This window comes from Sphingobacterium sp. UBA7038 (assembly GCF_002494055.1).
GTDB classification, from domain to species: domain Bacteria; phylum Bacteroidota; class Bacteroidia; order Sphingobacteriales; family Sphingobacteriaceae; genus Sphingobacterium; species Sphingobacterium multivorum.
Genome location: NZ_DLAV01000014.1, coordinates 1 through 25,528, shown reverse-complemented (window position 1 = coordinate 25,528; position 25,528 = coordinate 1). Strand labels below are relative to the sequence as shown.

Genomic DNA, 25,528 nt, shown 5'->3' with positions numbered 1-25,528 from the left:
TGACAAAAAAAAGAAGGATAAATTGTGAAATTTATCCTTCTTTGCTTATAAATATTGTCGAATTGTAATTGGAACGTGGTGATAAATCGAGTTAGCAAGAGCCGTATAGTTATCGTTATTTTGGAACGATAGCTACTGTAAGTCTTGAGATACAATTTAATTTGTTGAAGCGATCGTACATTTTTATTTCCCAAATATGTGTGGATCGACCAATGTGTATTGGGCTACATTTTGCTGTTATTACGCCGCTACTTACCGGGCGTATATGATTGGCATTTACTTCAAGTCCAACTCCGCGGTATTTTTCTGGATCAACCACGAGGTTAGATGCGATACTTCCCAAAGACTCCGCCAGAACGACAGAAGCGCCGCCATGTAAAATACCATGTGGTTGCTTGACTTTATCTGTTACCGGCATGGTCGCCGTGATGGAGTTGTCATCAATTTCTGTCGCTTGAATCTCGAGCAGACCCGATAGGTATTTGTTGAAAAATACGTTTATTTCCTCAATGCTGTAATGCTGAAACCAAATTTTTGACATCGTCTGAGTTTAAATAACGTTCTTGAATAATGATGCGATGATGATTAAGGTGACCAGCAATGACATACAAGAGTGCTTTTACACTTGTTAGCCGTTCAGATGCCATCCCTTTACGTTCCAATTCAACCTCATTAAAACTGTTGAAAAGCATCATGTTCGCTTTGCGAAGAAAAGTAAATTCCTTACTCAGACTTTCTAAAGTGCGATCGTTGTAACGGGAATACTGAATGAAGTAGTCTTGGTCGTATCCAGCGAGCTCTTTAAGGTCATTACGTGAAAAACGCAATGCCCGATAAGCCATGATACGCTCATTATCGATGACGTGGCCAACAACTTCCTTGATTGTCCACTTATCTTCGGCGTATTTAAAATTACCTCTTTCCTCTGGTATCGTGTCCAGAAATGCTGGAAAGGAGAGCGTTTGTTCTTCTAGTGCATCGAACACATTATCGACGACAGTCTCAATATAAGGCGCGTAGACCGCTGGATATTCGTCAGATTTGAGTGGCTTCATATTTTAAGTTGCTTTTTAAGATTATTCGAAATGTTGTTCCTTTACCTACTTCAGATTCTTTTACAAAAATTTGCCCCTGGTGGTACCGCACCATTCTTTTTGTCAGACTAAGGCCAAGCCCCCAACCTCTTTTCCGTGTTGTGAACCCCGGCTGGAAAACAGATTCAAAATTAGATCTCGGAATTCCTTTGCCCGTATCACTAATGTCTATAAAAATTTCTTCTTTCGCAATATTTTCTGAAATATTAACAGTTATCTTTCCTTCTGTGCCAATGGCATTTACTCCGTTTTTCAATAAATTTTCGATAATCCAATCAAAGAGTGGAATATTAAGCTGTGCTTCAAGATGTGTGTCTCCTTTTAATTCGAAAGCAATTTTATTACTGGTTCGTATGCGAAAATAATCCATGTAATTTTTGATGACATCATACAGGTTATGGTTAGTCAGTACGGGAGTAGATCCTATTTTTGAAAAGCGGTCGGCGACGATTTCAAGTCGCTTAATGTCATTTTCCATTTCATTTAGGGTGTCATCTTCTTCGGCATCAAATTTTATGCGAATCAATTCTAACCAACCCATCAACGATGAAATAGGGGTACCCAATTGATGTGCGGCTTCTTTTGTTAGCCCTACCCAAACGAGATTTTGTTCAGATTTCCGGATAGAATTGAAAACGGTATAAGCAATAATGAGAAAGAGGGCAATCAGCGATAGTTGTACATAAGGAAACACCCTTAACTGTTGCAAAAACCATGAATCTTTATAATACACATGCCATTTTTGTCCATTTTCCAATTCCAACGTAATAGGCGGATGGCTTTTCTTCATAAACGCAAGCTGTTTTTGAAAATAAACGGGATCATAATCGAGATGTTTTGTAACACTGTCGTTGTGTCCGGGTTTAATATTTGTCTTTGTGGAATCGAGGTTACGCCAGAAAATGATGTCTTCCTTGTCGTCAGTAATAATTGCGGGTAAATTTAGACTGTCTCTTACGGCGTAAATAAATGTAATGAATTCATCATCAACATCGGGCATGGTCATTATATTTTTGGTACTCATAGCCCATACCTCAGCCTTCGAACGTTCGGCATGTGCAAGATTTCGAACGAGGTAATTGGTATAAACCAGGGAGGCGACAGCAATGACTGCTGCAAAGATAAGCAAGATAAATTTCCAGCGTTGCTGGCTAATCTGATAGGGTTTCATGATTCCGTATTCGTGTCCTTCATTTGCAAATTACTGAATAAATGTCTGTTTTCTGCACTTTTATTTCATTGATGAGGTTATCGTGCCGCCCAAATCAAAAATTTTGTGGTAATTTTGCGGCATGAGTTCAGAAAGAAAAGTAAGAGTGCGTTTTGCACCGAGCCCGACAGGTGGTCTTCACCTTGGTGGGGTACGTACAGCTTTGTTTAATTTTCTCTATGCGCGTCAGCATCAGGGAGATTTTATTTTACGTGTCGAGGATACGGACCAAACTCGTTTTGTCCCAGGTGCTGAGGAGTATATCAACGAATGTTTAGCATGGTGTGGTCTGTCTCCAGATGAAAGCCCGTTAAAAGGGGGCGAGTACGGACCTTACCGTCAAAGTGAGCGAAAACCATCTTACCGGAAATATGCTGAGCAGTTGATCGAGAATGGTTATGCTTATTATGCATTTGATACTGCAGAGGAATTGGATGAGCAACGTAAGTTGCAGCCTAATTTTCGCTATAGCCACGAAAATAGACTTCAATTGCGTAATTCATTGAGTCTGTCTGAGACTGAAACTCAACAATTATTGGATGCGGGGACTCCGCATACCATTCGTATAAAGATTCCTACCGATGAAACGGTAACATTCACGGATATGATCCGTGGAAAGGTTGCTTTTGATACAAATCTTGTCGATGACAAGGTGTTGCTTAAAGCAGATGGCATGCCGACTTATCATCTGGCAGTTGTTGTCGATGATAAAGCTATGGAAATATCGCATGTTTTCCGTGGTGAAGAGTGGTTGCCTTCGGCGCCTATCCATATTTTATTGTGGGAATACCTCGGCTGGGGTGATAGCATGCCAGGTTGGGCACACCTTCCATTAATTCTGAAACCAGATGGAAATGGTAAATTAAGTAAGCGTGATGGCGATCGCTTGGGCTTCCCTGTTTATGCAATGAACTGGACTGATGCGAAATCTGGTGATACAACAAAAGGATTCCGTGAGATGGGCTTCTTGCCAGAAGCTTTTGTCAATATGCTTGGGGTGTTGGGCTGGAATGATGGAACTGAACAGGAGATTTTCTCCTTAGATGAATTGATCCAGAAATTTGGTGTTGACCGTATCAGTAAAGCTGGGGCAAAATTTGATTTTGAAAAAGCAAAATGGTTCAACCATGAATGGATTAAACGCACATCGACAGAATCTCTGTTGCCACAGATCAATACAGTTTTGGAGCATCATCAAGTAGAAGCCGATGCCGCTTATGTGAGCCGAGTATTGGATGCCGTGAAAGAACGTTTAACCTTTGTTGAAGACTTTTGGACTCAGGCGTCCTTCTTCTTTTCGCAGCCTGCGGAATATGATTTGAGCGCGGTAAAACCTAAATGGTCTGCTGAGAAAACAGCATTTTTTGAGCATATTAACCAATCATTTGAAGGATTTAATACCTGGAAGGCTGCTGAATTGGAACCCTTCTTCAAAGATGCGATTCAGGCATCAGGGATGAAGATGGGTGAGCTTATGATGCCATTCCGGATTATGCTGGTAGGGGGTAAGTTTGGACCAGATGTATTTCAGATTGTTGAATTACTTGGTCAACAAGAGGTCATAGCGCGTGTGAAAAAAGCACTTAAAGAATTCGATGCTTAAATAGCTTTAAGTACGAGATACTGAAAAGGGGTTGTCTGCATTGCTATGCAAACAGCCCCTTTTTTCTGAAAGAGGTTGTTTATTGATTGCTGTTGTTTTTATCAAGTCATCAATGCGCGATTAAGTCATCAATGCGCGCGCGATACGCGGTTGATTAGCCAAAAAGAATCTTCCGTTCGGGTTCTTAACTGTTGTTGCTCGCGAAATCATGGAGCTTGTCTATAGGGGGGGCGGCCTCATTTACAAGTATGGTATCCTTAGGCGCATGAAAAGTGTTTTGGCTGGGCCGAATAAAAATATTAGCCCCGTTATTAGTATTCCTAGTATCCCTAGATAAGTAAATATCTCCATGTTACTGATTAACGTTGCTTGCTGACTTAGGGTTCCCGAAATACTTTTGCTGGCAATTCGGCCAGCTATCTGATCGCCATATATTCCGGCATATTTCTCCATTAATGTATCCCAATAGTTTATTGTTAGGGGACTGCTTGTATTCAATGTTTGTTCGAGTTGAATATAATGTTTTTGATTTAATACATAACTGACGTTTTGGATAAGAGCAAATCCGACATTCGTACTCCAGAACCGAGCTGTTGTGCCCATAAGACCTGCATTGCCAACGTGATGGGATTCGACACCAGTCAAGATATAGATAACAAGCGGTGTAAAGAGCCATCCCTGACCTATTCCTTGAATAAACAAAGGAAGACCGATTGCCCAAATTGTGGTGTCAGGGTAAAATGTGGGTACAAATAGAAAACATGAGGTCGCCAAAATCAAAAAGCCGAAACCAAAGATATATTTAGGAGATACATCGCGCAGGAGTAAAAAACCTGAACTACCGACACCCAGTATTGTGCCAAACACGTTGATGTACTGTACATCAATAATATAATGCCAGGGCCACTTCCAAACTGTAGCCATTACAGTATAAACATTATTGAGGCAGCTACGAATAATATAAAACAGAAAAAACAGGGTAACACCAAAGATCACATTTTTGTATCTCAAGATCTCAAAATGAAAAAGGGGTCTTTTGACCGTCTTTTGTTTAATCATAAAGAGTGCGCCGAAAATAAGGGAAAGGGCGAAGTTTATGGTGATATTGGCGTGTTCAAACCAATAGTATTTGCGACCATAAATTAAGACATAAGCTCCACAGCTCAATGATATCAATAAAAACAAGCAACTTGCCAGATCTAATTGATAGAGGGGGAATTTTTTACCCAAGCGATTATTGTTAAGTAACAGCAAAGCTATTGCAATCACAATCAAATGCCAATAGAGGACGACGTGGATCATATCTTGCCATCCGTAATCCATAATACTTTCTTTGAGTAAGGAGGTCGTTAAAGTTGATCCCGTAAGCATAAAGGTGTACAGGAAAAAATAAGCAATCGTACGGCTTTTGGCATGCCTAATTTGCATCATAAGCAAGGGAAGAAAGCAAGCTCCTTCCAATACACAGAAAATACCTTCTACCACGCGCAGAATGCCAATAAGAAATGGATCTCTTGTCAGCGAAATGCCTAGTAGGATCAAAATGGAAAGACTGCAGGTCAAAAGAATATATGTTCTTACTCTGAAGAAGGAAAATAGCCGCTGAAATAGAAGTAAAGCAACGACAATGGCGCCATACATCAGGGATAGAAAATACTGAATATCCTCGGCTTCAATGTCCAGTACCGAAGCGGTAAATGCCGTATTGGAATGGAAGAGAGACATTAACATGAGATGTGGGAACATCGCTAATATCATTAACGGAAGTTTTATCCATTCGGGCACCCAACTATAGTATAAAGATTTATTCATACGCATGATGATTAGGATTGATGGGTAGCATGGATAACCACATTCATACCGGCACGCAATTTCTTAAGATCCTGTTTTGGATCAAATACAATTTTAATAGGAATCCGTTGTTCAATCTTTACGAAATTTCCGGTTGCATTGTCTTGAGGTATCACGGAAAATTTGGAACCTGATGCTGGGGAAAAAGAGTGAATTTTTCCTTTAAAACTAAGTTTGGGAAAGGCATCAACCTGTATCGTGACTACAGTACCTTCTGAAAGGTTTTCGAGTTGAGTCTCTCTAAAATTAGCGTTGATCCATTTTTCCTCGCTAATGACGTTGGCTAGTGTCTGGCCTTCCTTTACAAATTGTCCTGGTTGGATCGTTCGTTTGCCAACAAAGCCATCGTAGGGAGCGGTTACTACGGTATAGGAGAGAAAAAGCTGTGCATTTGTTTTCGCAGCCTTTTTGATATTGATATTAGCTCTTGCCGGCAATTCGTTTGCTTTTTCTTTGCTGCTGTTCAGTTGAGCTGAATTATATTCTTCCGTAATGGCGTGCAATTGCGCCAATGCGATATCGTATGCTGCTTTGGCATTATCGTACTGCTGTCTGGTGGCAGCCTCAGCTTCAAATAAATTCTTGAACCGATTGTAATCCTGTTGGGTCTGCCATACACTTACTTTTGCAGCCTCTAATCTTGCCTTTTGAACCGAAATACTATTAGCTGCCGCATCGGCTGTTTTGCTGAGAACCTCGGCATTTCTCTCACTACTTTGGAGTTCGGCATTCGCCATATCCACCTTGGTTTGATACTCGCTCGCGTCTATAATAAGCAGCGTGTCGCCTCGATGAACATATTGATTTTCCTCAAATCGTACCTCTTTAATAAAACCAGCGATTCTACTGGCAATGGGTGTAACATATTGATCAATTTGAGCGTCATTTGTCGTGACATACTGATTAGTAAAAATGAGGTGTCTGACTAAGACGCCAATACCGGTCAATAATAATAGGCTGGCAAATATGACGAGCACTTTATTAAATCCCTTTGTTTTGTCTTTTTTATCTTCTTTATTCATTGTTGTTTAATTGCGCGTTTTTCAATTGTTTGCTTTGCCTGTGCTTATTCCTTTGTATGTGCTTGACGTATCCTTTACCTTAAAATCATCAAAGCTTCCAGCTCAAAAAGTCTCGGAGCCATTCATCCAGTTCAGCTATGCTGTACTCGAAGTAGCAATTTTTCTGGTTTTGTATTTGACTTAAACAGGAGTACTCGGAATACGAGCAAATTTCCTCTGAGCACATGAGCATATGGCTGTACAAAGATACTGTGAGATAGAAACGTTTTGTTTTGTATAGTCGGACGAATATATGTTCATTTGCGCCATGTTGTAGGAAAAGTGTAATTTTAAGTTATGGAAGAGGAAAAACTGGCAGCTATTGATGCTGATCAATATGATTTTTATGTAGACCACATGTATGTCGATCGTATCGATTCTCGGGAGTATAAACATAAAAAGGCACGGTTGCTCTATGCCGAAGGTGGAATTGTTCATGTGTTTACAGCAACAAAGCACTGGTACTTACCGGCAAGATTTTACATGTGGATTCCGGCAAATACAACCTATCATCTGGAAAGCACAAGCTCCCGTATCCCGCTATATAGTTTTTATTTCAAAGAGCGGCAGCAGATGCCGTCCGTACTTTCAGTACCGAATATATTTCTTAGCAATGATCTGGTGCGTGAAATGTTTTTATTTGCTCAGGATTGGAGCGGAGGGGTCAGTAAAACGACCGATTATTCAAAATACTGTCTCTTGCGCGCGATGATGGCTATCATTCCGGATACAAGTTCACCAATAGATGCTTTCCCGATGCAGCATCCCTATCCTAAAAGTGAGAAACTCAGGAGTGTGGCTAGATATCTGAACAGCAACATTGATCAGGCCTTTACCATAGAACAGATTGCGGCTCGCTTTGGAATGAGTAGCCGCTCGTTGTCCAGACTTTTTAAAGACGATATGGGCATCAGTTATATTCGGTTTTTAAGAGCCATACGAATTGCAAAAGCTTTGGAGCTGATGTCAGAGAATAGCTATTCCATTCTAGAAATAGCCATGCGCGTGGGATACAACGAGCTGTCTTCTTTTAGTAATATTTTTACGCGTGTAACGGGTATCCGTCCATCGATATATATGGCGAAGATTAATGAATATAAACAGTAATATTTTATTTAGGCCAAAAGTTCCTGCAGATCTTCCTGAGATAGTGACTTGATAAAGCTTTCTTCTGTCGTGATCAGGCTTTGTGCAATCGATTTCTTTTTATTCTGTAAAGCCAGTATCTTTTCTTCGACGGTATCTTTACTGATAAATTTATAGATAAATACATTGCGCGTTTGACCGATGCGGTGTGAACGGTCTACGGCCTGTTGTTCCACAGCTGGATTCCACCACGGATCCAGAATAAAAACATAGTCCGCTTCAATCAGATTGAGTCCCACCCCACCTGCTTTTATCGATATAAGAAATAACTTAGTATCGTTGTTTTTACGAAATTGGCTAACGGCTTCATCCCGGTTCTTTGTGCCGCCATCTAGGTAGGCATAATTTATTCCTTTATTATCGAAATACTGACGGAAGATATTGAGCTGTTTTACGAACTGGGAGAAAATCAGTACTTTGTTGCCCCTTTGCATTACCATCTCAAGCGTTTCAATGACAGCGTCGAACTTGCCGGAAGCACCCGAGAACTTCTCATCCACCATTCGGGGATGATTGGCTAATTGTCGGAGCTTTGTCAAGCCCTGCAACAGCGCAATTTGGGTAGATTTTGGCTTGCTGTCCAATTGTCCGTCAAGAATGGCATTGCGATATTCAGATTTGACTTTTTCGTACAACTCGGATTGTTTTTCAGTCATTTCACAATAAAGTACCTGTTCAGTTTTTGGCGGTAATTCTGTTGCCACCTGATCTTTTGTACGTCTTAATATAAAAGGTTTGACAATCGCTTGAAGACGCTGCGCCTTTTCTTCATCTTTTTTCTTTTCTATGGGCTGTACAAATTCCTTCTGAAAATAGGTATAGCTTCCTAGTAATCCTGGATTGGTGAAGTGCATCTGTGCCCAAAGATCCGAAACGGAATTTTCTACAGGAGTTCCACTCAAGGCCAATTTGTTTTTGCTTTTTAGGCTTTTGATGGCTTTAAACGATTTGGAAGTTGGGTTTTTGATATTCTGGCTCTCATCGAGGATAATGTAATTAAAATAAAAGCCACTCAAGGTTTCTTCATCAATGCGGGCAATCCCGTAGGTAGTAATGACCAAATCATATTTAGCGAAAAGCGAGGCATCTTTAATGCGGTTGTTTCCGGTATGAAGGTGAATATTAAGCTGTGGCGCAAATTGCTGTGCTTCTTTTTGCCAGTTGTATACCAATGATGTTGGCAAGACCAAAAGTGAGGTACGGACATCCTGTTCGTCTTGGAGTTGTTCTTTTTGCTGTTGCAATAACGCTAAAGTCTGTATGGTTTTACCTAAACCCATATCATCTGCAAGACAGCCGCCAAATTTATACTGCTTCAAAAAATTAAACCAATTGTATCCTGCTTTTTGGTATGGGCGAAGATTTCCCTTGAAATGTTTTGGTTCGGGAATATCAGCAATCTCTTCAAAGTTGGCTAGATTCTGTAGTTTTCGTGTAAATACCAGTTTTGTATGCTCACTAATTTCAAAGAGTAGACCAATATGTACCTTATTTAGTTTGAGCTCATGTCGGTCTGCAGAAAATTGGAAGAGATGGTTGTATTTTGCAAACCATTCTTCCGGAATCATGGCAATTTCTCCATTTGGTAAGGTGAATTCCTTAATATTATTAAGGATATGGTTGCGCAGCTGAATAAATGGAATCTCATAGGGCCCAAATTTTGCGATAGCACTTATATCAAACCAATCATTGTCTTCATCAATGGAGATATCTAAGGAGGTGTGCCCTATGAAGAAGCGTTTTTCTTCACTATTTTGTATAATGTGGAATCCAAGAGCCTCCAGTTGTTCTTGATGGTTGTTCATCCAGTCAAATACTGAAAGCCGTTTTCCAGTTTGGTTTGCTGGCGTTAATAAGCCGAGTTGGAGATCAACATCCTGTAGTCCCAATTTTTTTAAGCTTTCATGTTGTTGTTCTTCCCATTGCAACGATCGTTTGACACGGTGGAATATATATTGATCATCTTGCGCATTATATTCCATGCGAACAGTAACCTTATTCTCGGCTCCCGCGGTAAAGGTATGCGGTCCGTACTTGAATTGCAGTTGTAATTGCGAGGCTCCATCCTCGACATAAATCAAATGGAGGAGTGGAATTGCTTGGTGCTGGTGGGTCTGAATTTCAAATCCTTCGGCATAGACATGATAACGTTCAATCAGTCCACATACAAAGGTTTCGAAATATTTTTTTTCAGTGCTTCTACCGACAGAAATGTAACGTTTATTCAGGAAAGGGCTGAGCTTCTTGCCCTCAAGGGCCTGATCGAAATAATATAGGGTATTGTTTAAAAGTAACCATGCTTGTACATTGGTCAAGACAATGGCATTTTTGAACATAAACTCCAGACGCTGATTTTCGTATTTGATTGTCGGGAAATAACGTGTTTCTTCTTCGTTTCGTCGAAAATGAAATAGAATCGATGCCGCAGAGGTTGCCAATTTAATTTCTTGATCTGCTGGATAACCATCTTTGCTCATCATGAAAAGTGGTTTGTCTCCAATAGCTTCAAAAAATTGGATCATTTTTTCATCTATTTTAGGCCGAAGAAGTTCATACAACTTTTTATCGAAAACTTTGGAAAAGAAATCGACAGGTCTAATTGCTTTTTTATAGTATTTTTTGATGAGATGCGTTTGTTCGATTTCATCGAGCAATCGAATCAGTTTGTAATCTACTTCATCCAATTCCGCGGCGTAAGCATCGACAGTATTGCTAAATATACGCTGATAACGTAGTGAGTAAGTCCCGTTGGGATTGAGTTTGACCATGTGTGGCTCAATAAGATAGCCAAGATAGGGATGCTCACATATAGAATAAACGATTTTATATACTGGAAATGACTTTGACTGTTGCATTAAAAATAGCGGACCTTATAAATAAAGGTTTCTAATATACAATAAAATATACCATTAATTGCAATTTGCACGTTGAAATTTTAAAAATCGATTCCAAGGGATAGCCTCGTTAAGATCCTGTACTAACCTTCATTATGAAGTTGTTCACAGGTATCGTTAAATGCCAAAGATAACAGGTCGTCCTTCACGGCTTGATTTACCTGAGTTGAAAATTTGAGTTGTAATTAGCTTGACTCGCTATAGGAGTAAAAATCTAATAGTTTCCTTCAAAGACAAATTGTGCTGGACCTTTTAAGAATACCTCTGAGAAATGGGAGCCCTTCTTATGGAATGAAATATAAAGCTGCCCTCCTAATACGCGAATAGGAATAGTGATATCACCTTCTAAATTTTGCTGCAGAGCAACAGCCATCGCTGCTGCAGTTGCTCCAGTGCCGCAGGCATAGGTTTCATCTTCAACACCGCGCTCAAAAGTACGGAGGAAATAACCATCTCCTTCCGCTTCAATGAAATTTACATTGATGCCTTCTTTTTCATAAGTAGCATTGTTGCGAATTGCGTAGCCATCTTGGAAGACATTTTTATCCTGCAGATTTTTTACAAACTCAACATAATGTGGAGACCCCGTTTGTAATACATAAGCTTCACCATCACGTGTATAATCTTGTACATCGATCATTTGCAGGTTGACAAGGTCTGCTGCTAGCGAGGCATGGTGTATGCCGTCTACTGCCAAAAAGACAGTTTTGTCAGTAATGATGCCTAAGTCGCGTGCAAAAGCGACGATACAACGGCCCCCGTTACCACACATGCTGCCTTCTCTGCCGTTGGCATTATAATAAATCATCTCAAAATCGTAATTTTCCTTGTTTTGAAGCAGCATTAAGCCATCGGCACCAATGCCAAACCGACGGTTACAGAGTTTTTCTACCAATGCTTCATCTGCGCGGTCAAATGCACTGTCGCGGTTGTCTACTAAAATGAAGTCATTTCCTGCGCCCTGATATTTTGAAAATCTTACTTTTGATGCCATTACGTTGATTTGTAGTAACAAAAATACGTTTTTTTGTTACAAAAAACCGGGTAAAAGTTAAGATTTGTTAAAATGATTGCATTTGTCTAGCAATTAACATTTTTTAACGTGTCGGATTTTCCGAAGGCCTTGAAATGGTATTACATTTGAACATATCCGAATAAAATCGGTAATTTTAGGAGCAAAAGTTATCAGCATATATTAGGACATTTTAAAATAGAAATAAGTTTATGAATAAGGTCGGTTTAACGCTATTAACGGCTGTTTTCGGTGGAGCGGTAGCATTAGGTGGTTACAAGCTTATTGAGAATAAGAAGTTGGATGGTATGTCTTTCGAAGACAAACAAAAAGTTTATTTTGCAAACAATCCTACAGGAGTTATGTCTTCAACAGGCAATCCTGATTTCACCCAGGCTGCCGCAATAGTGTCGCCAGGTGTAGTGCATATTAAGACAACCTATAGCCGTAAAGGATCACAGCAATCGCAAGGTTCTCCGTTCGATATGTTTGAAGAGTTTTTTGGCATGCCACAAGGTGGTGGACGTCGTCAAATGCAGGCGCAACCTGTGCAGGCATCCGGATCAGGTGTAATTATCTCGGATGATGGTTATATTGTAACGAATAACCACGTCGTAGAAGATGCAGATAAAATTGAAGTCGTATTAACAGACAAACGTACGTTTGAAGCCAAATTGATCGGACGTGATCCGAATACAGATTTAGCCTTGTTGAAAGTGTCAGGCAAGGGGCTTCCTGTGGTCAAGTTAGGTAACTCAGATAATGTCAATGTCGGTGAATGGGTGTTGGCTTTTGGATACCCGCTAGGGCTTCAATCTACAGTTACCGCAGGTATCATTAGTGCAAAGGGTCGTCAGATCGGTATTCTGAGTGAAGGTCAGCAACAACGTGGTAATCCATTTGGTGGTGGACAGGATCAAATCCCGGTGAGTTCAGCGATAGAATCCTTTATTCAAACAGATGCTGTTATCAATAAAGGAAATAGTGGTGGTGCGTTGACGAATGCTTCGGGAGAATTGATTGGTATTAACTCTGCTATCGCTTCTCCGACAGGAACATATGCGGGTTATGGTTTTGCGATTCCGGTCAATTTGGTGAAAAAGATTGTCGATGACTTTGTCGAATACGGTAATGTAAAACGCGGTTATATCGGTGTTACCTATACCGAAATAACACCTGAACTTGCTAAAGAGAAAGGTTTCACAGATGTTGATGGCTTGTATGTTCAAGACGTTGTAGCTGGTGGTGCCGCAGAGGCTGCAGGTGTTAAAAAAGGAGATATCCTGACCAAGATTAATGGAAAAGTGATCACAGGTTCACCTGTCTTAAGTGAAACTATAGGTCGTGCGCGTCCTGGAGATAAGGTCAATGTCACCTACAAACGTGATGGTAAGGAAAAACAAGTAACCATGACATTGAAAGGGGAAGAATCCTTGAAGACCGCAAATACCGGCGGTAAAGCTTCTAAAAGTGCAACGGAGATTTACAATAAATTGGGTGCAAGCTTTATTCCTGCTTCAGCTCAGAAGAAAAAAGAGCTGGGTGTCAACTCTGGAGTTGTTGTGACCCAAGTGAATCGTGGTGGCATCTTTGATTACTTCGGTGTAGAGCGTGGATTGGTCATTACTGAGGTTAATGGAAAAGCTGTAAATACAGTAGACGATGTTGAAACTGCGCTTGGCGCAACACAACGTAATATTGTGCGATTGAAAGGGGTATCTCCTCAAGGTGGTGCTGTTCAATTGAGCTTCCCAGTAGAATATTAAGCGTTGAATTAAGAATTGGTTGATTAATATAGTTTAGGTGGTTCTAGCCGTAAGGTTAGGCCACCTTTTTTTTCTGAAAGTGTCTGATCTTATTGGCCAGAAAGAACCTTCAGTTTGCTTTCATTGCTATTGGTGGCTGCGAAGTCATGAAGGTTTTATCCTTTGTATTATGATCACGTTTTTTCATTAAGGGAGTAATGAACTCGCTATGCTTGGTTTACTAAGCATTGTTTAATTTCATTGGCTTTAATGAACTCAGTTATTGGTCAGAATGATTTTTAGGCGGGTTTTTCCGCTGTTTTTGTATGCGAAATCAGGAAAATTTGGTGGAAATGCTATGTCACTTGGTAACATGTAGGTCAATTTTAAGCTGGTTGTTTCCTTAATAATTTTAGTTTAGCTATTTTGCGGAATGAAGTGCCGAACAGCGCCAGTACTTGTTAAGCTGCGTCTTTCTGGCCTGATGATTTATTATATATTTTGCTATCGACAAGAATGAGAGCCTGATTATATGGGCTAAAGGCGTTCTTTGCGTCCTTTAGTTGGATCAGTCAACGGTATCGCGATTGCTTGATAGTTTTTTAAAATTATAGAGATGAAGATTTTAATGGTTTGTTTGGGCAATATCTGTCGTTCGCCCCTTGCACATGGTATATTAAAACAAAAAGTTGCGGATAATCAATTAAATTGGGTCGTTGAATCGGCGGGTACAGGTGACTGGCACATTGGTGAAGCACCCGACCGTAGGGCGATAGCCATTGCAAAGAAGTATGGTGTCGATATTTCCGGTCAGCGGGCCCGACATTTCAAGCCGCATTTTTTTGCCGAATATGATCTTATATTTGTGATGGATAGACAAAATTATGAAGATGTATGCGCTCAGGTGATTGATAAGGAAGACCTGAACAAAGTGAAATTGTTTTTAGGAGATGATGTTGTTCCCGATCCGTATTTTGACGATAATTTGTTCGATCCAGTTTTTCAGATGATTGATCAGCGCTGTGCAGAGGTTATTGCAAAAGGAGGGAATCTAACGGCATAAGTGTATTTATTTATCTTAGTTTGTTTAAAACAAAAAAATGAAAGCAGCAGAAGTAAATAAGAAGTGGAGTATTCTACAGGATGAAATTGCTTCACTATTCGATATGGAAAAGCCGGACATCAAAGTCTGTTTATTCCTCATTGGTGTTCAGGAATTGGGTAAAGGTGCTCAAAAGTTCTCAAAACGGGAAAAAGAAGAATTGATGCACATTGCGACCTGTCGTCTTTTCAGTGCAATGGGATTTTATAATCTGAAAGGTCTGGATGAAGAGGGGTGGCCACATTGGGAATTGGTAAAACCTATTCCTAACTATACGCTTTTGGAACAAGAACTGATTATGAAGTCCTTGATCATAAATTATTTTGAGGAATTAAACGTTATCTAGAAAATAGCACAATTGAAAAAATTGGAAGTTCTAATTGGGAGCATATAATTATTAACAGATGAAATTTTTAAAGGCTAGTTTAATAGCAGTATTCTGCTTTCTGCAGGTTTTGGCATTTGCGGCTAAACCCGAGTTTAAATATGTACAGATCGTTACTGACAAGGGGACCTGTGTGCTGCGGTTGTATAATGAGACACCTAAACATCGGGATAACTTTGTCAAATTGGCAAAAAGTAAATATTACGACGGGACTTTGTTCCATCGTGTCATCCAGAATTTTATGATTCAGGGTGGTGATCCTGATTCAAGAAATGCCGTTGGCGGCGCTCAATTGGGTAATGGAGGACCAGGGTATACAATTCCTGCAGAGATTCAGGATGGTTTATTCCATAAAAAAGGTACTATCGGAGCGGCTCGAGATAATAATCCCGCAAAGGCTTCTTCAGGTTCTCAATTTTATCTCGTTCAGGGAAAGGTATTCACCCCTGAAGACCTCGATCGTTTGGAGCAAACACGAATGAATGGTAAGAAATTTTCGGAAGTGCAACGTCAGGCGTATACGACTATTGGTGGAGCTCCGCATTTGGATTGGAATTATACCGTATTTGGTGAGCTGGTCAAAGGCGTGGATGTCATCGATCAGATTGCAGCTGTGAAAACCGATAAGCACGATAGGCCAGAAGTCGACCAGAAAATGAGCATGCACGTGCTCACAAGACGAGAAGCGTTAAACCTGGAGCGAGAACTAAAAGGTCTAAAACCTCAGACGGGTATCTTTTCTAAAATTGGTGATCTGTTCTCTTCCAAGGATTATTAATGTCGTTATGATTCGCAAATCAGGGGTTGAAGAGCTTTTTCCTTTATTATTTAGCATCTCAATATTCAAAAAATGAAAATAGTAACCTATAATGTGAATGGTTTACGTGCAGCCTTGAAGAAAGATTGGTTAGGCTGGTTGAAAACTGTAAATGCAGATGTCATCTGTCTTCAGGAGATTAAAGCTACACCGGATCAAATTCCTGAAATTGCTTTGTTGGAACAGATGGGCTATGAGCATTACTGGTATCCCGCTCAAAAAAAAGGCTATAGCGGAGTCGCCTTGTTTACGCGTATCACACCTAAGCATATTGAGTATGGTTGCGGCCATGAAGATTATGATTTTGAAGGACGTATTATCCGTGCTGATTTTGATCAGGTTTCCGTGATGAGTACTTATTTTCCATCAGGTACGACAGGAGACGTGCGACAGGATTTTAAATACCGTTTTCTGGCGGATTTTCAGTTATATAGCGATAAGCTTTTGGTCGAAAAACCGAATTTGGTCGTTTGTGGTGATTATAATATTTGTCACCGTGCTATTGATATTCACAATCCAAAATCAAATGCAAATTCTTCGGGATTTCTTCCAGAGGAGCGCGAATGGATGGAGAATTTTATTAATTCGGGCTATATCGACTCTTTTCGCCATTTAAATCCGGATCCGCACCATTACAGTTGGTGGAGTTACCGTGCTGGAGCACGTGCGAAAAATCTAGGTTGGCGTATTGATTATAATATGGTTTCAAAACCTCTGGCAGAGAAAATCAAATCGTCCAGCATAATGCCAGATGCTGTCCATTCCGATCATTGCCCGGTATTGTTGGAGCTTGCCGTCTAATTAGATGGCATCTCACAAAAAAAGGCTTTCATATGTATGAAAGCCTTTTTTTTGTGAAGCACGAGGGACATTATTAACTAATTATTTCCCCTGGCTATGGATAATGGAAAGTTGCTGGGCAACTTTCTCTGCAATCGTTAAAAATGATTTCGTTACAGGGTCTTCGGTATCTATGGCAACTGGGAAACCATTATCTCCAGCATCAGAAATGCCTTTTAATAAAGGGATTTCACCAAGGAAAGGAACTTTATATTCTTCTGCTAAACGTTTTCCACCGTCTTTACCAAAAATATAGTATTTATTTTCTGGCAGCTCAGCCGGGGTAAAATAGGCCATATTTTCTACGACGCCCAATAATGGAATATTGATGCTATCCATTAAGAACATTCCAATTCCTTTGACGGCGTCGGCCAGGGCAACGTGCTGCGGCGTAGTGACAATCACAGCTCCGGCAATAGGGAATGTCTGCGATACGGTGATATGGATGTCACCAGTGCCTGGAGGCATATCAACGACCAAGTAATCCAGTTCGCCCCAGTGCGCATCGTTAAAAAGCTGCTTGATTGCGGAGGTGGTCATTGGACCACGCCATGGAATAGGTTGGTTTGGATCGGTGAAAAATCCTATTGAAAGTAATTTCAGCCCAAATTTTTCAAGCGGTTCAATTTTAACCTGTCCGTCTGGCATTTCTACCGAACCTGGCTTAGCGCCTTCCAATCCAAACATAATCGGAAGCGATGGTCCATAGATATCGGCATCTAAAAGTCCTGTTTTAGCACCTTTGGCATGGAGAGCAAGAGCTAGATTGGCGGCAACCGTAGATTTACCAACTCCACCTTTGCCTGAAGATACCAAAATGATATTTTTAATACCCGACACTTGTGCACCTTGCTTCCCAATCACATTGGAAGTCATATTGATCTGAACTTCGAGATTTTTGTCGATGAAATGGGCTATAGCGTTTCGACAAGCATGCTCAATATGGTCTTTAAGCGGGCAAGCTGGCGTAGTTAAAATGACATCGAAAGAAATTTTTTGGCCTTCGATTTCGATATTTTGAATCATATTCAATGTTACAAGATCCTTTTTCAAATCAGGCTCTTCAACATAGGATAATGCATTTAATACTTGTTCTTTGGTAACCATCTGTTATTCATTTGTAATCACGGATTACAAAACTACTCATTGCAGATCAATTTCATGTCATTTCTTTGTTTTTAATGGGATTTAGAAAGCTGTATTATACTAAAAGGGATGGGACATTAATCTTCCATAGTTCAGGTTCAAAACATGAAGTGAATATTCCTATTCTTTAAACGGACCTAATAGGGACCTGATAGGGACCTCATTCGGACTTCATTCGGATGAACCCCTATAAAACCCGTTTTAAATCCCTATAAAATAAGTTGTAAATTCCTGCTAGAAAATAAGCTTATTGGAAAGTTGTCATGCCATTGGTCGGAATGGCTTTTATCATTTTTATCCGTCTATGTGTGCTTAGAAAAACTTCATGTATATTTCCTCAATAAATAAATTCCTCAATAGGCAGAGGAGAGATCGATAAATTACGTATATATGCCACGCAATTAAATTGCATATAAAAGCTAATTTATCTAAGTTTGACTGTTGATATGCACGAATTTGCATTAAGTAATAATTATGTCCAATCGATTTATAACATCTTTTAAGTCCCGCAAGTGGCGATGGCTTTATATTGCGCTAGCTTCTATGCTGGTTTTGGCTATTGCAGTTGGTACCTATGCTTATCAGAAAAGAGATGCCATGCTCATGGGAGCAATCAACAAAGCGAAAGCAAAGTTGCTTGAAAAGTATGATATGGAATTGAAGATCCAATATTATGCCTTCCAGGGAATTAGTACAGTACAGTTTAAGAATATACAATTGTTGCCCAGACATCGCGATCAATTGGCACAAATCAATGATCTTACGGTATCTGTAAAATTGTGGCCTTTGCTATTCGGAGATGTAAAATTGGGGCAGGTTATTTTGGATAATGGGACCGTTTCTCTTGTTAAAAAAGACTCGGTCAGTAACTACGATTTCTTATTCAAGAAACAGAAAAAAGATACCGTAGAAAATGATAATCCAAAACAGAATCTGGCAGCTTTAGCAGATCGATTGTTGAAAAATGTGTTTTTTAAGGTTCCAAATGATCTTGATCTCAAGAATCTTGAGCTTTCCTATCGCGATGACAGCACTTCACAGCGCATTGTCATTCCCTCTGCGGTGATCGACGGTGGAGATATGGAAACGAAGTTCCTGCTAAACGACCATGAAGCGGCCTGGAATCTGACTGGAACAATAGATTCGGATAATCAAGAATGTGACCTTCGCCTTTTTTCTGATAAAAAGGAGGTCAATCTTCCCTTGTTGCAACGCAAATTTGGTCTTGCAGTAAGTTTTGATGAAATATCCTTCCGACTGGACAAGGCGCACAGGAGGAATAAGGAATTGCTGGAATTGCATGGGCAATGGGGCTTTAAAAATTTGAAAGTAAATCACTGGCGTATTTCTAGTAAAGATGTCATCTTTCCTGAAGCCATCATGCAGGGGGCATTGAATATTGGAGCATCATCGATTGAAGTGAGTAAAGAAAGTACCGTACAGGTCAAAGATTTTGTGTTTTCACCTTATGTCAAATATGTGCACAAGCCGGAGAAAGAGCTCTTCTTCGCTATTCACACAGATAAGATCGAGGCTCAGCACTTTTTTGATGCCATGCCAGTTGGACTATTTCCAGGTTTAGACGGTATTCAGGTGGAGGGGCACATTCAATACGATCTAAACTTTGCGCTCGAAATAAAAAAGCCCGAAAAGCTTCTTTTCTCTTCCAAAATGGATGATAGGGATTTAAAAGTCGTTAAATGGGGAGAGGCTGATATTGCGATGCTAAATACGCCTTTCACGTATACAGCTTACGAAGATGGTAAGCCGATGCGGGAGATTGTGGTGGGGCCTCAAAACCCTAATTTTACACCGCTAGATCAAATATCCCGTTATATGCAGATTAGTTTGATCAATACAGAAGACCCCTTTTTCTTTAAACACAAGGGCTTTGAGGAGAAGGCTTTTAAGCTCTCCATTGCTACAAATATCAAGGAAAAAGGGTTTAAGCGTGGGGCGAGTACGATATCTATGCAACTGGTAAAAAATGTTTTTCTAAATCGGAATAAGACCGTTGTGCGGAAGCTGGAAGAAATTTTGCTGGTATGGCTGATGGAGCGTTCACAGCAAGTCAGCAAGCAACGCATGTACGAGGTTTACCTGAATGTCATCGAATGGGGGAATAATGTATATGGTATCACCGAAGCTGCGCGTTATTATTTTGGAAAAACACCGGCACAGTTGGAGCTTGGAGAGAGTATATTTTTGTCCAGTATCGTTCCACGACCTAAAAAAGGACTCAACTTTTTTGATTGGACAGGGCACCTGAAAGAGAATATGTTGCGCTATTTTAATACCTATGGTCATATTATGACCAAAACAGGGCAGATTAGTGTGGATTCAACAACTTCAAATTATGGTTTTTATGAAGTTGTTCTGCAACCGCATCTGCGGGCAGCTCGACCAGCTGTGGTAGATTCGGTTGATGTATTTGATATGGGAGATGATCCATTGTTGTTCGATCGTCTCGAAAGTAGCTCTCCTGCCGATAATCTTGAAAGTGTATCTGTTCCAAAGAAGCTAAAACAAATGGATCTAACGGAAAAGAAAGATGAGGAGGCGACTGAACCAGAGAAACCAAAACGATCGCTATTTGACAAGATATTGGGACGTAAAAAAGAAGAAAAACAAAACGACGCACACAAATAGTGTTTGTGGCGAAAGAAGGATATTAACATGAAAAAGATAGAAATTGACGGATTGCTTTTCGAACCTTTATTTGAAGAAGAACAAATTCAGAAGCGAGTGCGCCTAATGGGGATTGATATAAGCCGGCGTTATGAACACAAACTGCCTGTTTTTATAGGTGTCTTGAATGGATGTTTTATGTTTATGGCAGATTTGCTTAAGCAAATTGATGTTCCTTGTGAGATGTCATTTATTAAGTTGGCATCTTATATTGGAACGGGACAATCTGAATTAAACGAGCTTTTAGGACTTGGTATCGACCTTGAAGGCCGGGATGTGATTATTGTAGAAGATATTGTCGACTCCGGGCATTCACTCAAATACACCTTGGATGCTGTAAAAAAATTAAATCCAGCCAGTGTGATTGCTTGCGCACTTTTGGTTAAACCTGAGGCACTGCAGTATCATTTTGAGGAACTAACTTATGTTGGCTTTGAAATAAGTAAGGAATTTGTAGTTGGGTATGGTATGGACTTTAATGGTCTTTGTCGGAATCTCCCCGATATTTATAAAAACGTAGCAATCTAATGTGCTATCAAGTGATCGTTAGATTTTAATGGTAGAATTTCGCTCTATTCAAGCGTTTGATCGCTGTATAATGCTTTCAGATTGATGAGCAAAATTTCCAGATCAGACAAGGGGAATTTAGAGACAGTTTCAAACATTTCCTTTTCATCAAATTTAATGACCAAGACACCTTTATGATCTTCTTCATAGCCCGCTTTTTGTATTGTAAAGTCTATCTTTTCAAAATCAAATTCTTTTAGACTTCCTTTAAACCATTGGTAGTTAGCTGCGTAATTAAATTTGTTTTTTTGAAAATGAATAATTTCAGTGCCATAGGTATTCCATAGTGAAACCCGGATCATATACCATGCTATTAATCCGAATATACCATAGAAGACAACACTCATAAGTGTTACCCCGTCATTGAGAACATTGGCAATGAAGCCGCCTAATGGGAGAATTATCGTCATTATGGTCAGTAAATAGATGAATATTCTGGCAACTAGCGGTCCCTTTTTTTCTTTTAATACCAATTGGTTTTGTGTTAGGTCGATTTGATTCATAGCTGGCATTTCTGTTCTTAAAGGTTCGTTTTTTATGGGGTAGAGCACTTGTTTTGATTCTTTCAAATTGATTTGAGAAATCGATGCGCATTTTACTGGCTAGCCTATTTAAACGAACAGGTTTCGATATGGTCGTTCACCATTCCAACGGCCTGCATATACGCATAACAAATGGTAGAGCCGAAAAATTTGAACCCTCTTTTCTTCATATCTTTTGCTATCTTATCAGAAATAACTGTCGTTGCAGGTACCTGTTGCAAACTGCTCCAGTGGTTTACAATCGGTTGTTTTTCAGGTAAAAAGCTGTATAAGTAGTCATAGAAGCTACCATATTCTGCTTGGATTTTCTTGAAATGTTGCGCATTGGTAATGGTGGATTCAATTTTATTCCTGTGTTTGATGATTCCCGAATCGCTCAAAAGCCTCGCAACATGTTCATTGGTATAGGCCGCGACTTGATCAACATCAAAGTTGGCAAAAGCTTCTTGGTATGCTGCTCTTCGACGAAGAATTGTGATCCAGCTTAAGCCAGCTTGTGCAGACTCCAGGATCAAAAATTCAAATAAAGTTTTGTCATCGCGGACTTGTCGCCCCCATTCTTTATCGTGATAGTCTACATATTGCGGATCAGAACCGCACCATTGACAACGTATGATTTCTTTGTACATGTTCTCTGAAGATTTTTTGAATGCAATATAACTTTTTATCCTAACTTTACGACCAAAATTAAAGAGTTTCGAATAGAGACGGTTCATGAGTATTTCATTGCCGTTAAGAGACAATTCATTTTAATGAGCGTAACTATCTTCAAATATCATCTTCTATTTGTAGTGCTTCTGCTATTTTCCTTTACGGGATTGAATGCGCAGCGGCGAACTTTTCGGGCGGTTGTACAAAACAGCAGCACAGTTAAGGCTGATAGTCTAAATGTAGTAAAAGATTCTGTTGAATCGCCAAACCAGAAAGTCTTGGCATCTTTGAACCCTGCGTTACAGAATCAATATCGGATCGTAACCGTAAACGGGGAAGGGCTGAAGGTTCATAACATTTATAATTTTGATGTACAGCAGTATTTTCAGGGTGAATTAAGAAGTAGTAATTTGGATCGGCAATATGGCACGCTCAAGGCTCATCGTGAAAATTGGATTTTATTTACAGTTCTCGCATTAATTTTTGGTGTTGGGATGATTCGGGTATTCTTCCCGTCAGATATCAAATTGGTTTTTCAGGGCTATTGGGACGATCGGGTCTTACTATCAGTAAGTAAGGAGGATACGATCCTGACATCTTGGCCATTTATTTTTCTGTTTATATTATTCTCTGGGGCAATGGGCTTATTTGTAAGTCTATTTTATGCGTATGAATTAAATAGATTTGATTTTATTACTTTTCCCAATTATATGAAGACTGTGGGAATGGTTGGCGCTTTGTTTGCACTAAAAATAGGGTTTATTCGGTTCTTATCCTTTGTGTTTCAAATCAGAAAGTTGGTAAAAGAATATGTGACCGTGCTGTATCTGATTTATTTCAATACACTTTTTTTAATGCTTCCTGTATTATTAATTTTGAGTCTTGTGCCGTTGACATCGGTGGGTGTGGTGCTTCATTTGGCCATCGTTGGAGCGGCCTTACTCTTTTTCTATCGATTTCTTAAGACAGCGACTCATATTATGTCCATGTATAAATTTTCAATTTCCTATTTAATTTTGTACCTTTGTTGCCTAGAAATAGCACCAATATTAATACTGTTAAGATTATTGAGCTAAAACTGGTTAATATGCAAACTTCAGACGTAGAAAGAGCAAAGAAGGTAAAAAGTGTACTGGTGACTTTACCAAAACCTGAAAACGATAAGTCCCCTTATTATGATTTAGCAAAGAAATACGGGTTAAAATTAGATTTTCGAGGTTTTATACACGTAGAAGGAGTTCCTGCCAAAGATGTGCGTAGGGATAAGGTTAATTTAGCAGATTATTCTGCCGTAATATTTACGAGTAGAAATGCTGTAGATCATTATTTTAGAATTTGCGAAGAGATGCGGTTTGAAGTGTCTGCAGAAATGAAATATTTCTGTATTTCAGAGACGATTGCCCTTTATCTTCAGAAGTATATTCAATATAGAAAACGGAAGATTTTCTTTGGTAAACAGACCGCGAAAGACCTTGAAGAGGTATTGAAAAAACACAAAGGGGAGAATTTTTTGTTCCCTTGTTCGGATGTTGCTAATGAGGAAACAAGTAATTGGTTACTACAAAACGGCTATAAATTTACACCAGCTGTGCTTTTTAGAACTGTGGTAAGCGATTTGACGGATTTGAAAGATGTTTTCTACGATGTTATCGTGTTCTTTAGTCCTTCAAGTGTACAGTCCTTATATGATAACTTCCCTGATTTTAAGCAGAATAATACAAGGATTGCAGCATTTGGCGCTTCTACGCAACAGGCTCTTTTAGATCACGGATTAATTTTAGATATCCCTGCTCCAACACCAAAAGCGCCAAGTATGACGATGGCTGTCGAAGAATATATCAAAAAGGTAAATAAGTAGTAGCCTAACATAAGGTAAATAACAAAAAAAGGGTTCTTAAGACCCTTTTTTTGTTATTTATGCAATTTTAAGGACCACAAAATCGCTAAAGACTTCTATGGGGAAGGGCGTTTTATCATTCCGAATCGATGTCGGTACGACGACAATTTTACGTATCGGCAGATGATCAATAGCTGTGGTATGTTCCTCTTGTAAAAGATAGATGAATAATATGTTTATCTTAAGGGGGTAGAAATGGTTGCGAGTCGAATCGATGATGTTAAAATGTAATAAAAGTGACGAAGGTCATGGAGATTTTAAATATATTTCTATTAAATTGCTAGGAGTAATTTGTTCCAATTAAAAATAAAGCATAGGCAATATTTTTAAAATTTGATAGAAATATTTTTTTTATGTTTGTAATTAAGCAAAATTAGTCAGTCGTGAAGTTAAAGCAAGTTGATAAAATTTCGGGCATTCAATCAGAGGACTTCTTAAAGAATTATCTGAAACCAGGTTTTCCTGTAATTATATCAGATTTTATCAGTGCAGAAAGTCCAGCATGGAAGAAATGGAGTTATGATTACTTTAAGGAAATCGCAGGAGATATAAAAATAGATGTCTATGGAAAAGAGGAGGAATCAATGGACCGTGCTGCCAGTGCTCCTGTTGGCCATATGACATTTGCAGAGTATTTGGATCTGATCACAAAAGAACCTACTGAGTTACGGTTGTTTTTGTTCAATCTGCTCAAAATACGTCCTGAACTGAAAAACGATGTTATTTATAATGATGTCACGGGAGGTAAGGTCTTGCAATGGTTGCCATTTATGTTCTTTGGTGGAGAGGGGTCAAGTACCCGTAATCATTTCGATATCGATATGTCACACGTATTTATCTCTCAATTTCAAGGATTAAAACGTATTTGGCTTTTTCCGAATGATCAATCTGATTTGATGTACAAATTGCCCTACAATTTTCATAGTATTGCCAACCCAAAATATAGTAGTGAAGAGGAATATCCCGGAATTAAGTACCTAGAAGGTTATGAAGCAGTCATTCATCCTGGCGAAACCTTATATATGCCAGCAGGCTGGTGGCATTACATTCAATATGAGACAGAGGGCTATTCGATTTCTGTTAGGGCATTAGCAAATTCGATCAGTGAAAAGTTGAAGGGGGCGCGTAATCTGTTTATCACGAGACATTTTGACAATACCATGCGAAAGATCTTCAAAGACCATTGGTTCCACTACAAAATCAAAACGGCGAAACGCCGAGCCAATAATGCAATCAAAAGAAACAAACGTTAATATAGAAGAAGCTGTCTCAAATTT

At 39.5% G+C, this 25,528-nt stretch carries 22 protein-coding genes; 12 read left to right on the top strand and 10 right to left on the bottom strand.

Features of this window, described 5'->3' with window-relative positions; translation table 11 throughout:
* Window positions 1-115 precede the first annotated feature (115 nt).
* The 3 genes from B3H30_RS08595 to B3H30_RS08585 are packed head-to-tail and all read right to left on the bottom strand — an operon-like array spanning window position 116 to window position 2,265.
* Window positions 116-541, bottom strand: coding sequence for a hotdog fold thioesterase (locus tag B3H30_RS08595; RefSeq protein WP_046673622.1), 426 nt, complete (start codon window positions 539-541; stop codon window positions 116-118).
* Entirely contained in the window at window positions 507-1,055 is a 549-nt protein-coding gene (locus tag B3H30_RS08590; RefSeq protein WP_088163202.1) for a DinB family protein, read from the bottom strand. The genes B3H30_RS08595 and B3H30_RS08590 overlap by 35 nt, the downstream gene beginning before the upstream one ends.
* The gene (locus tag B3H30_RS08585) at window positions 1,036-2,265 is read right to left on the bottom strand and encodes a sensor histidine kinase (RefSeq protein ID WP_075994471.1); all 1,230 of its coding nucleotides are present in this window, start codon (window positions 2,263-2,265) and stop codon (window positions 1,036-1,038) included. Before B3H30_RS08585 ends, B3H30_RS08590 begins: the two co-directional genes overlap by 20 nt.
* Before the next feature lie 121 nt (window positions 2,266-2,386).
* Here B3H30_RS08585 and gltX point away from each other — a divergent pair, with 121 nt between their 5' ends.
* Entirely contained in the window at window positions 2,387-3,907 is a 1,521-nt protein-coding gene (gene gltX / locus B3H30_RS08580; protein ID WP_201640038.1) for a glutamate--tRNA ligase, read from the top strand.
* A gap of 240 nt (window positions 3,908-4,147) precedes the next feature.
* Here gltX and B3H30_RS08575 read toward each other — a convergent pair whose 3' ends face one another.
* Together B3H30_RS08575 and B3H30_RS08570 are read right to left on the bottom strand one after the other, a co-directional pair.
* Window positions 4,148-5,719 (bottom strand): MFS transporter, encoded by a 1,572-nt coding sequence (locus tag B3H30_RS08575; RefSeq protein WP_167450444.1) that lies wholly within the window; start codon window positions 5,717-5,719, stop codon window positions 4,148-4,150.
* Window positions 5,720-5,730: 11 nt separating this feature from the next.
* Entirely contained in the window at window positions 5,731-6,780 is a 1,050-nt protein-coding gene (locus B3H30_RS08570; RefSeq protein WP_070561283.1) for an HlyD family secretion protein, read from the bottom strand.
* 336 nt (window positions 6,781-7,116) lie between these two features.
* On the opposite strand from B3H30_RS08570, the gene B3H30_RS08565 reads away from it, so the two are divergent.
* A complete protein-coding gene (locus tag B3H30_RS08565) occupies window positions 7,117-7,926 on the top strand; it encodes a helix-turn-helix domain-containing protein (protein ID WP_070561282.1) in 810 nt (269 codons plus the stop codon).
* 8 nt (window positions 7,927-7,934) lie between these two features.
* Here B3H30_RS08565 and B3H30_RS08560 read toward each other — a convergent pair whose 3' ends face one another.
* A complete protein-coding gene (locus tag B3H30_RS08560) occupies window positions 7,935-10,820 on the bottom strand; it encodes a DEAD/DEAH box helicase (protein ID WP_112375035.1) in 2,886 nt (961 codons plus the stop codon).
* Between the two features lie 253 nt (window positions 10,821-11,073).
* Window positions 11,074-11,853, bottom strand: coding sequence for a diaminopimelate epimerase (gene dapF, locus B3H30_RS08555; protein ID WP_112375034.1), 780 nt, complete (start codon window positions 11,851-11,853; stop codon window positions 11,074-11,076).
* 230 nt (window positions 11,854-12,083) lie between these two features.
* Between dapF and B3H30_RS08550 the strand changes: the two genes are divergently transcribed.
* The 5 genes from B3H30_RS08550 to B3H30_RS08530 all read left to right on the top strand — a co-directional run bounded on the left by B3H30_RS08550 (window position 12,084) and on the right by B3H30_RS08530 (window position 16,721).
* Window positions 12,084-13,637: a Do family serine endopeptidase gene (locus B3H30_RS08550; RefSeq protein ID WP_046673632.1), complete on the top strand. Its 1,554-nt coding sequence runs from the start codon at window positions 12,084-12,086 to the stop codon at window positions 13,635-13,637.
* Window positions 13,638-14,232: 595 nt separating this feature from the next.
* On the top strand, window positions 14,233-14,679 hold the full coding sequence (locus tag B3H30_RS08545; RefSeq protein ID WP_070561279.1) for a low molecular weight protein-tyrosine-phosphatase: 447 nt from the start codon (window positions 14,233-14,235) through the stop codon (window positions 14,677-14,679).
* Between the two features lie 37 nt (window positions 14,680-14,716).
* Window positions 14,717-15,064: a hypothetical protein gene (locus B3H30_RS08540; RefSeq protein WP_046673634.1), complete on the top strand. Its 348-nt coding sequence runs from the start codon at window positions 14,717-14,719 to the stop codon at window positions 15,062-15,064.
* A gap of 58 nt (window positions 15,065-15,122) precedes the next feature.
* Window positions 15,123-15,881: a peptidylprolyl isomerase gene (locus tag B3H30_RS08535; RefSeq protein WP_046673635.1), complete on the top strand. Its 759-nt coding sequence runs from the start codon at window positions 15,123-15,125 to the stop codon at window positions 15,879-15,881.
* A 72-nt stretch (window positions 15,882-15,953) separates the two neighbouring features.
* Entirely contained in the window at window positions 15,954-16,721 is a 768-nt protein-coding gene (locus B3H30_RS08530; RefSeq protein ID WP_070561278.1) for an exodeoxyribonuclease III, read from the top strand.
* 81 nt (window positions 16,722-16,802) lie between these two features.
* Here the strand turns inward: B3H30_RS08530 and B3H30_RS08525 are convergent, their stop codons facing one another.
* Window positions 16,803-17,867 carry an Mrp/NBP35 family ATP-binding protein gene (locus B3H30_RS08525; protein WP_046673637.1) on the bottom strand — a complete coding sequence of 355 codons (1,065 nt, stop codon included), beginning with the start codon at window positions 17,865-17,867 and terminating at the stop codon, window positions 16,803-16,805.
* 513 nt (window positions 17,868-18,380) lie between these two features.
* Between B3H30_RS08525 and B3H30_RS08520 the strand changes: the two genes are divergently transcribed.
* Both B3H30_RS08520 and hpt read left to right on the top strand, forming a co-directional pair.
* Window positions 18,381-20,555: a transglycosylase domain-containing protein gene (locus B3H30_RS08520; protein WP_286776921.1), complete on the top strand. Its 2,175-nt coding sequence runs from the start codon at window positions 18,381-18,383 to the stop codon at window positions 20,553-20,555.
* 27 nt (window positions 20,556-20,582) lie between these two features.
* Window positions 20,583-21,122: a hypoxanthine phosphoribosyltransferase gene (gene hpt, locus B3H30_RS08515; RefSeq protein WP_046673639.1), complete on the top strand. Its 540-nt coding sequence runs from the start codon at window positions 20,583-20,585 to the stop codon at window positions 21,120-21,122.
* Between the two features lie 44 nt (window positions 21,123-21,166).
* Here the strand turns inward: hpt and B3H30_RS08510 are convergent, their stop codons facing one another.
* Both B3H30_RS08510 and B3H30_RS08505 read right to left on the bottom strand, forming a co-directional pair.
* Complete coding sequence (locus B3H30_RS08510) at window positions 21,167-21,664, bottom strand: hypothetical protein (RefSeq protein ID WP_070570331.1); 498 nt, start codon at window positions 21,662-21,664, stop codon at window positions 21,167-21,169.
* A gap of 104 nt (window positions 21,665-21,768) precedes the next feature.
* Window positions 21,769-22,332 (bottom strand): DNA-3-methyladenine glycosylase I, encoded by a 564-nt coding sequence (locus tag B3H30_RS08505; RefSeq protein WP_046673739.1) that lies wholly within the window; start codon window positions 22,330-22,332, stop codon window positions 21,769-21,771.
* A 123-nt stretch (window positions 22,333-22,455) separates the two neighbouring features.
* Here B3H30_RS08505 and B3H30_RS08500 point away from each other — a divergent pair, with 123 nt between their 5' ends.
* From B3H30_RS08500 to B3H30_RS08490, 3 genes are all read left to right on the top strand, one after another.
* The gene (locus B3H30_RS08500; protein WP_115046453.1) at window positions 22,456-23,430 is read left to right on the top strand and encodes a DUF4271 domain-containing protein; all 975 of its coding nucleotides are present in this window, start codon (window positions 22,456-22,458) and stop codon (window positions 23,428-23,430) included.
* Window positions 23,431-23,441: 11 nt separating this feature from the next.
* Window positions 23,442-24,212, top strand: a complete 771-nt coding sequence (locus B3H30_RS08495; RefSeq protein ID WP_046673642.1) for a uroporphyrinogen-III synthase — start codon at window positions 23,442-23,444, stop codon at window positions 24,210-24,212.
* Between the two features lie 422 nt (window positions 24,213-24,634).
* Entirely contained in the window at window positions 24,635-25,504 is an 870-nt protein-coding gene (locus B3H30_RS08490; RefSeq protein ID WP_046673643.1) for a cupin-like domain-containing protein, read from the top strand.
* The last annotated feature ends 24 nt before the right edge of the window (window positions 25,505-25,528 follow it).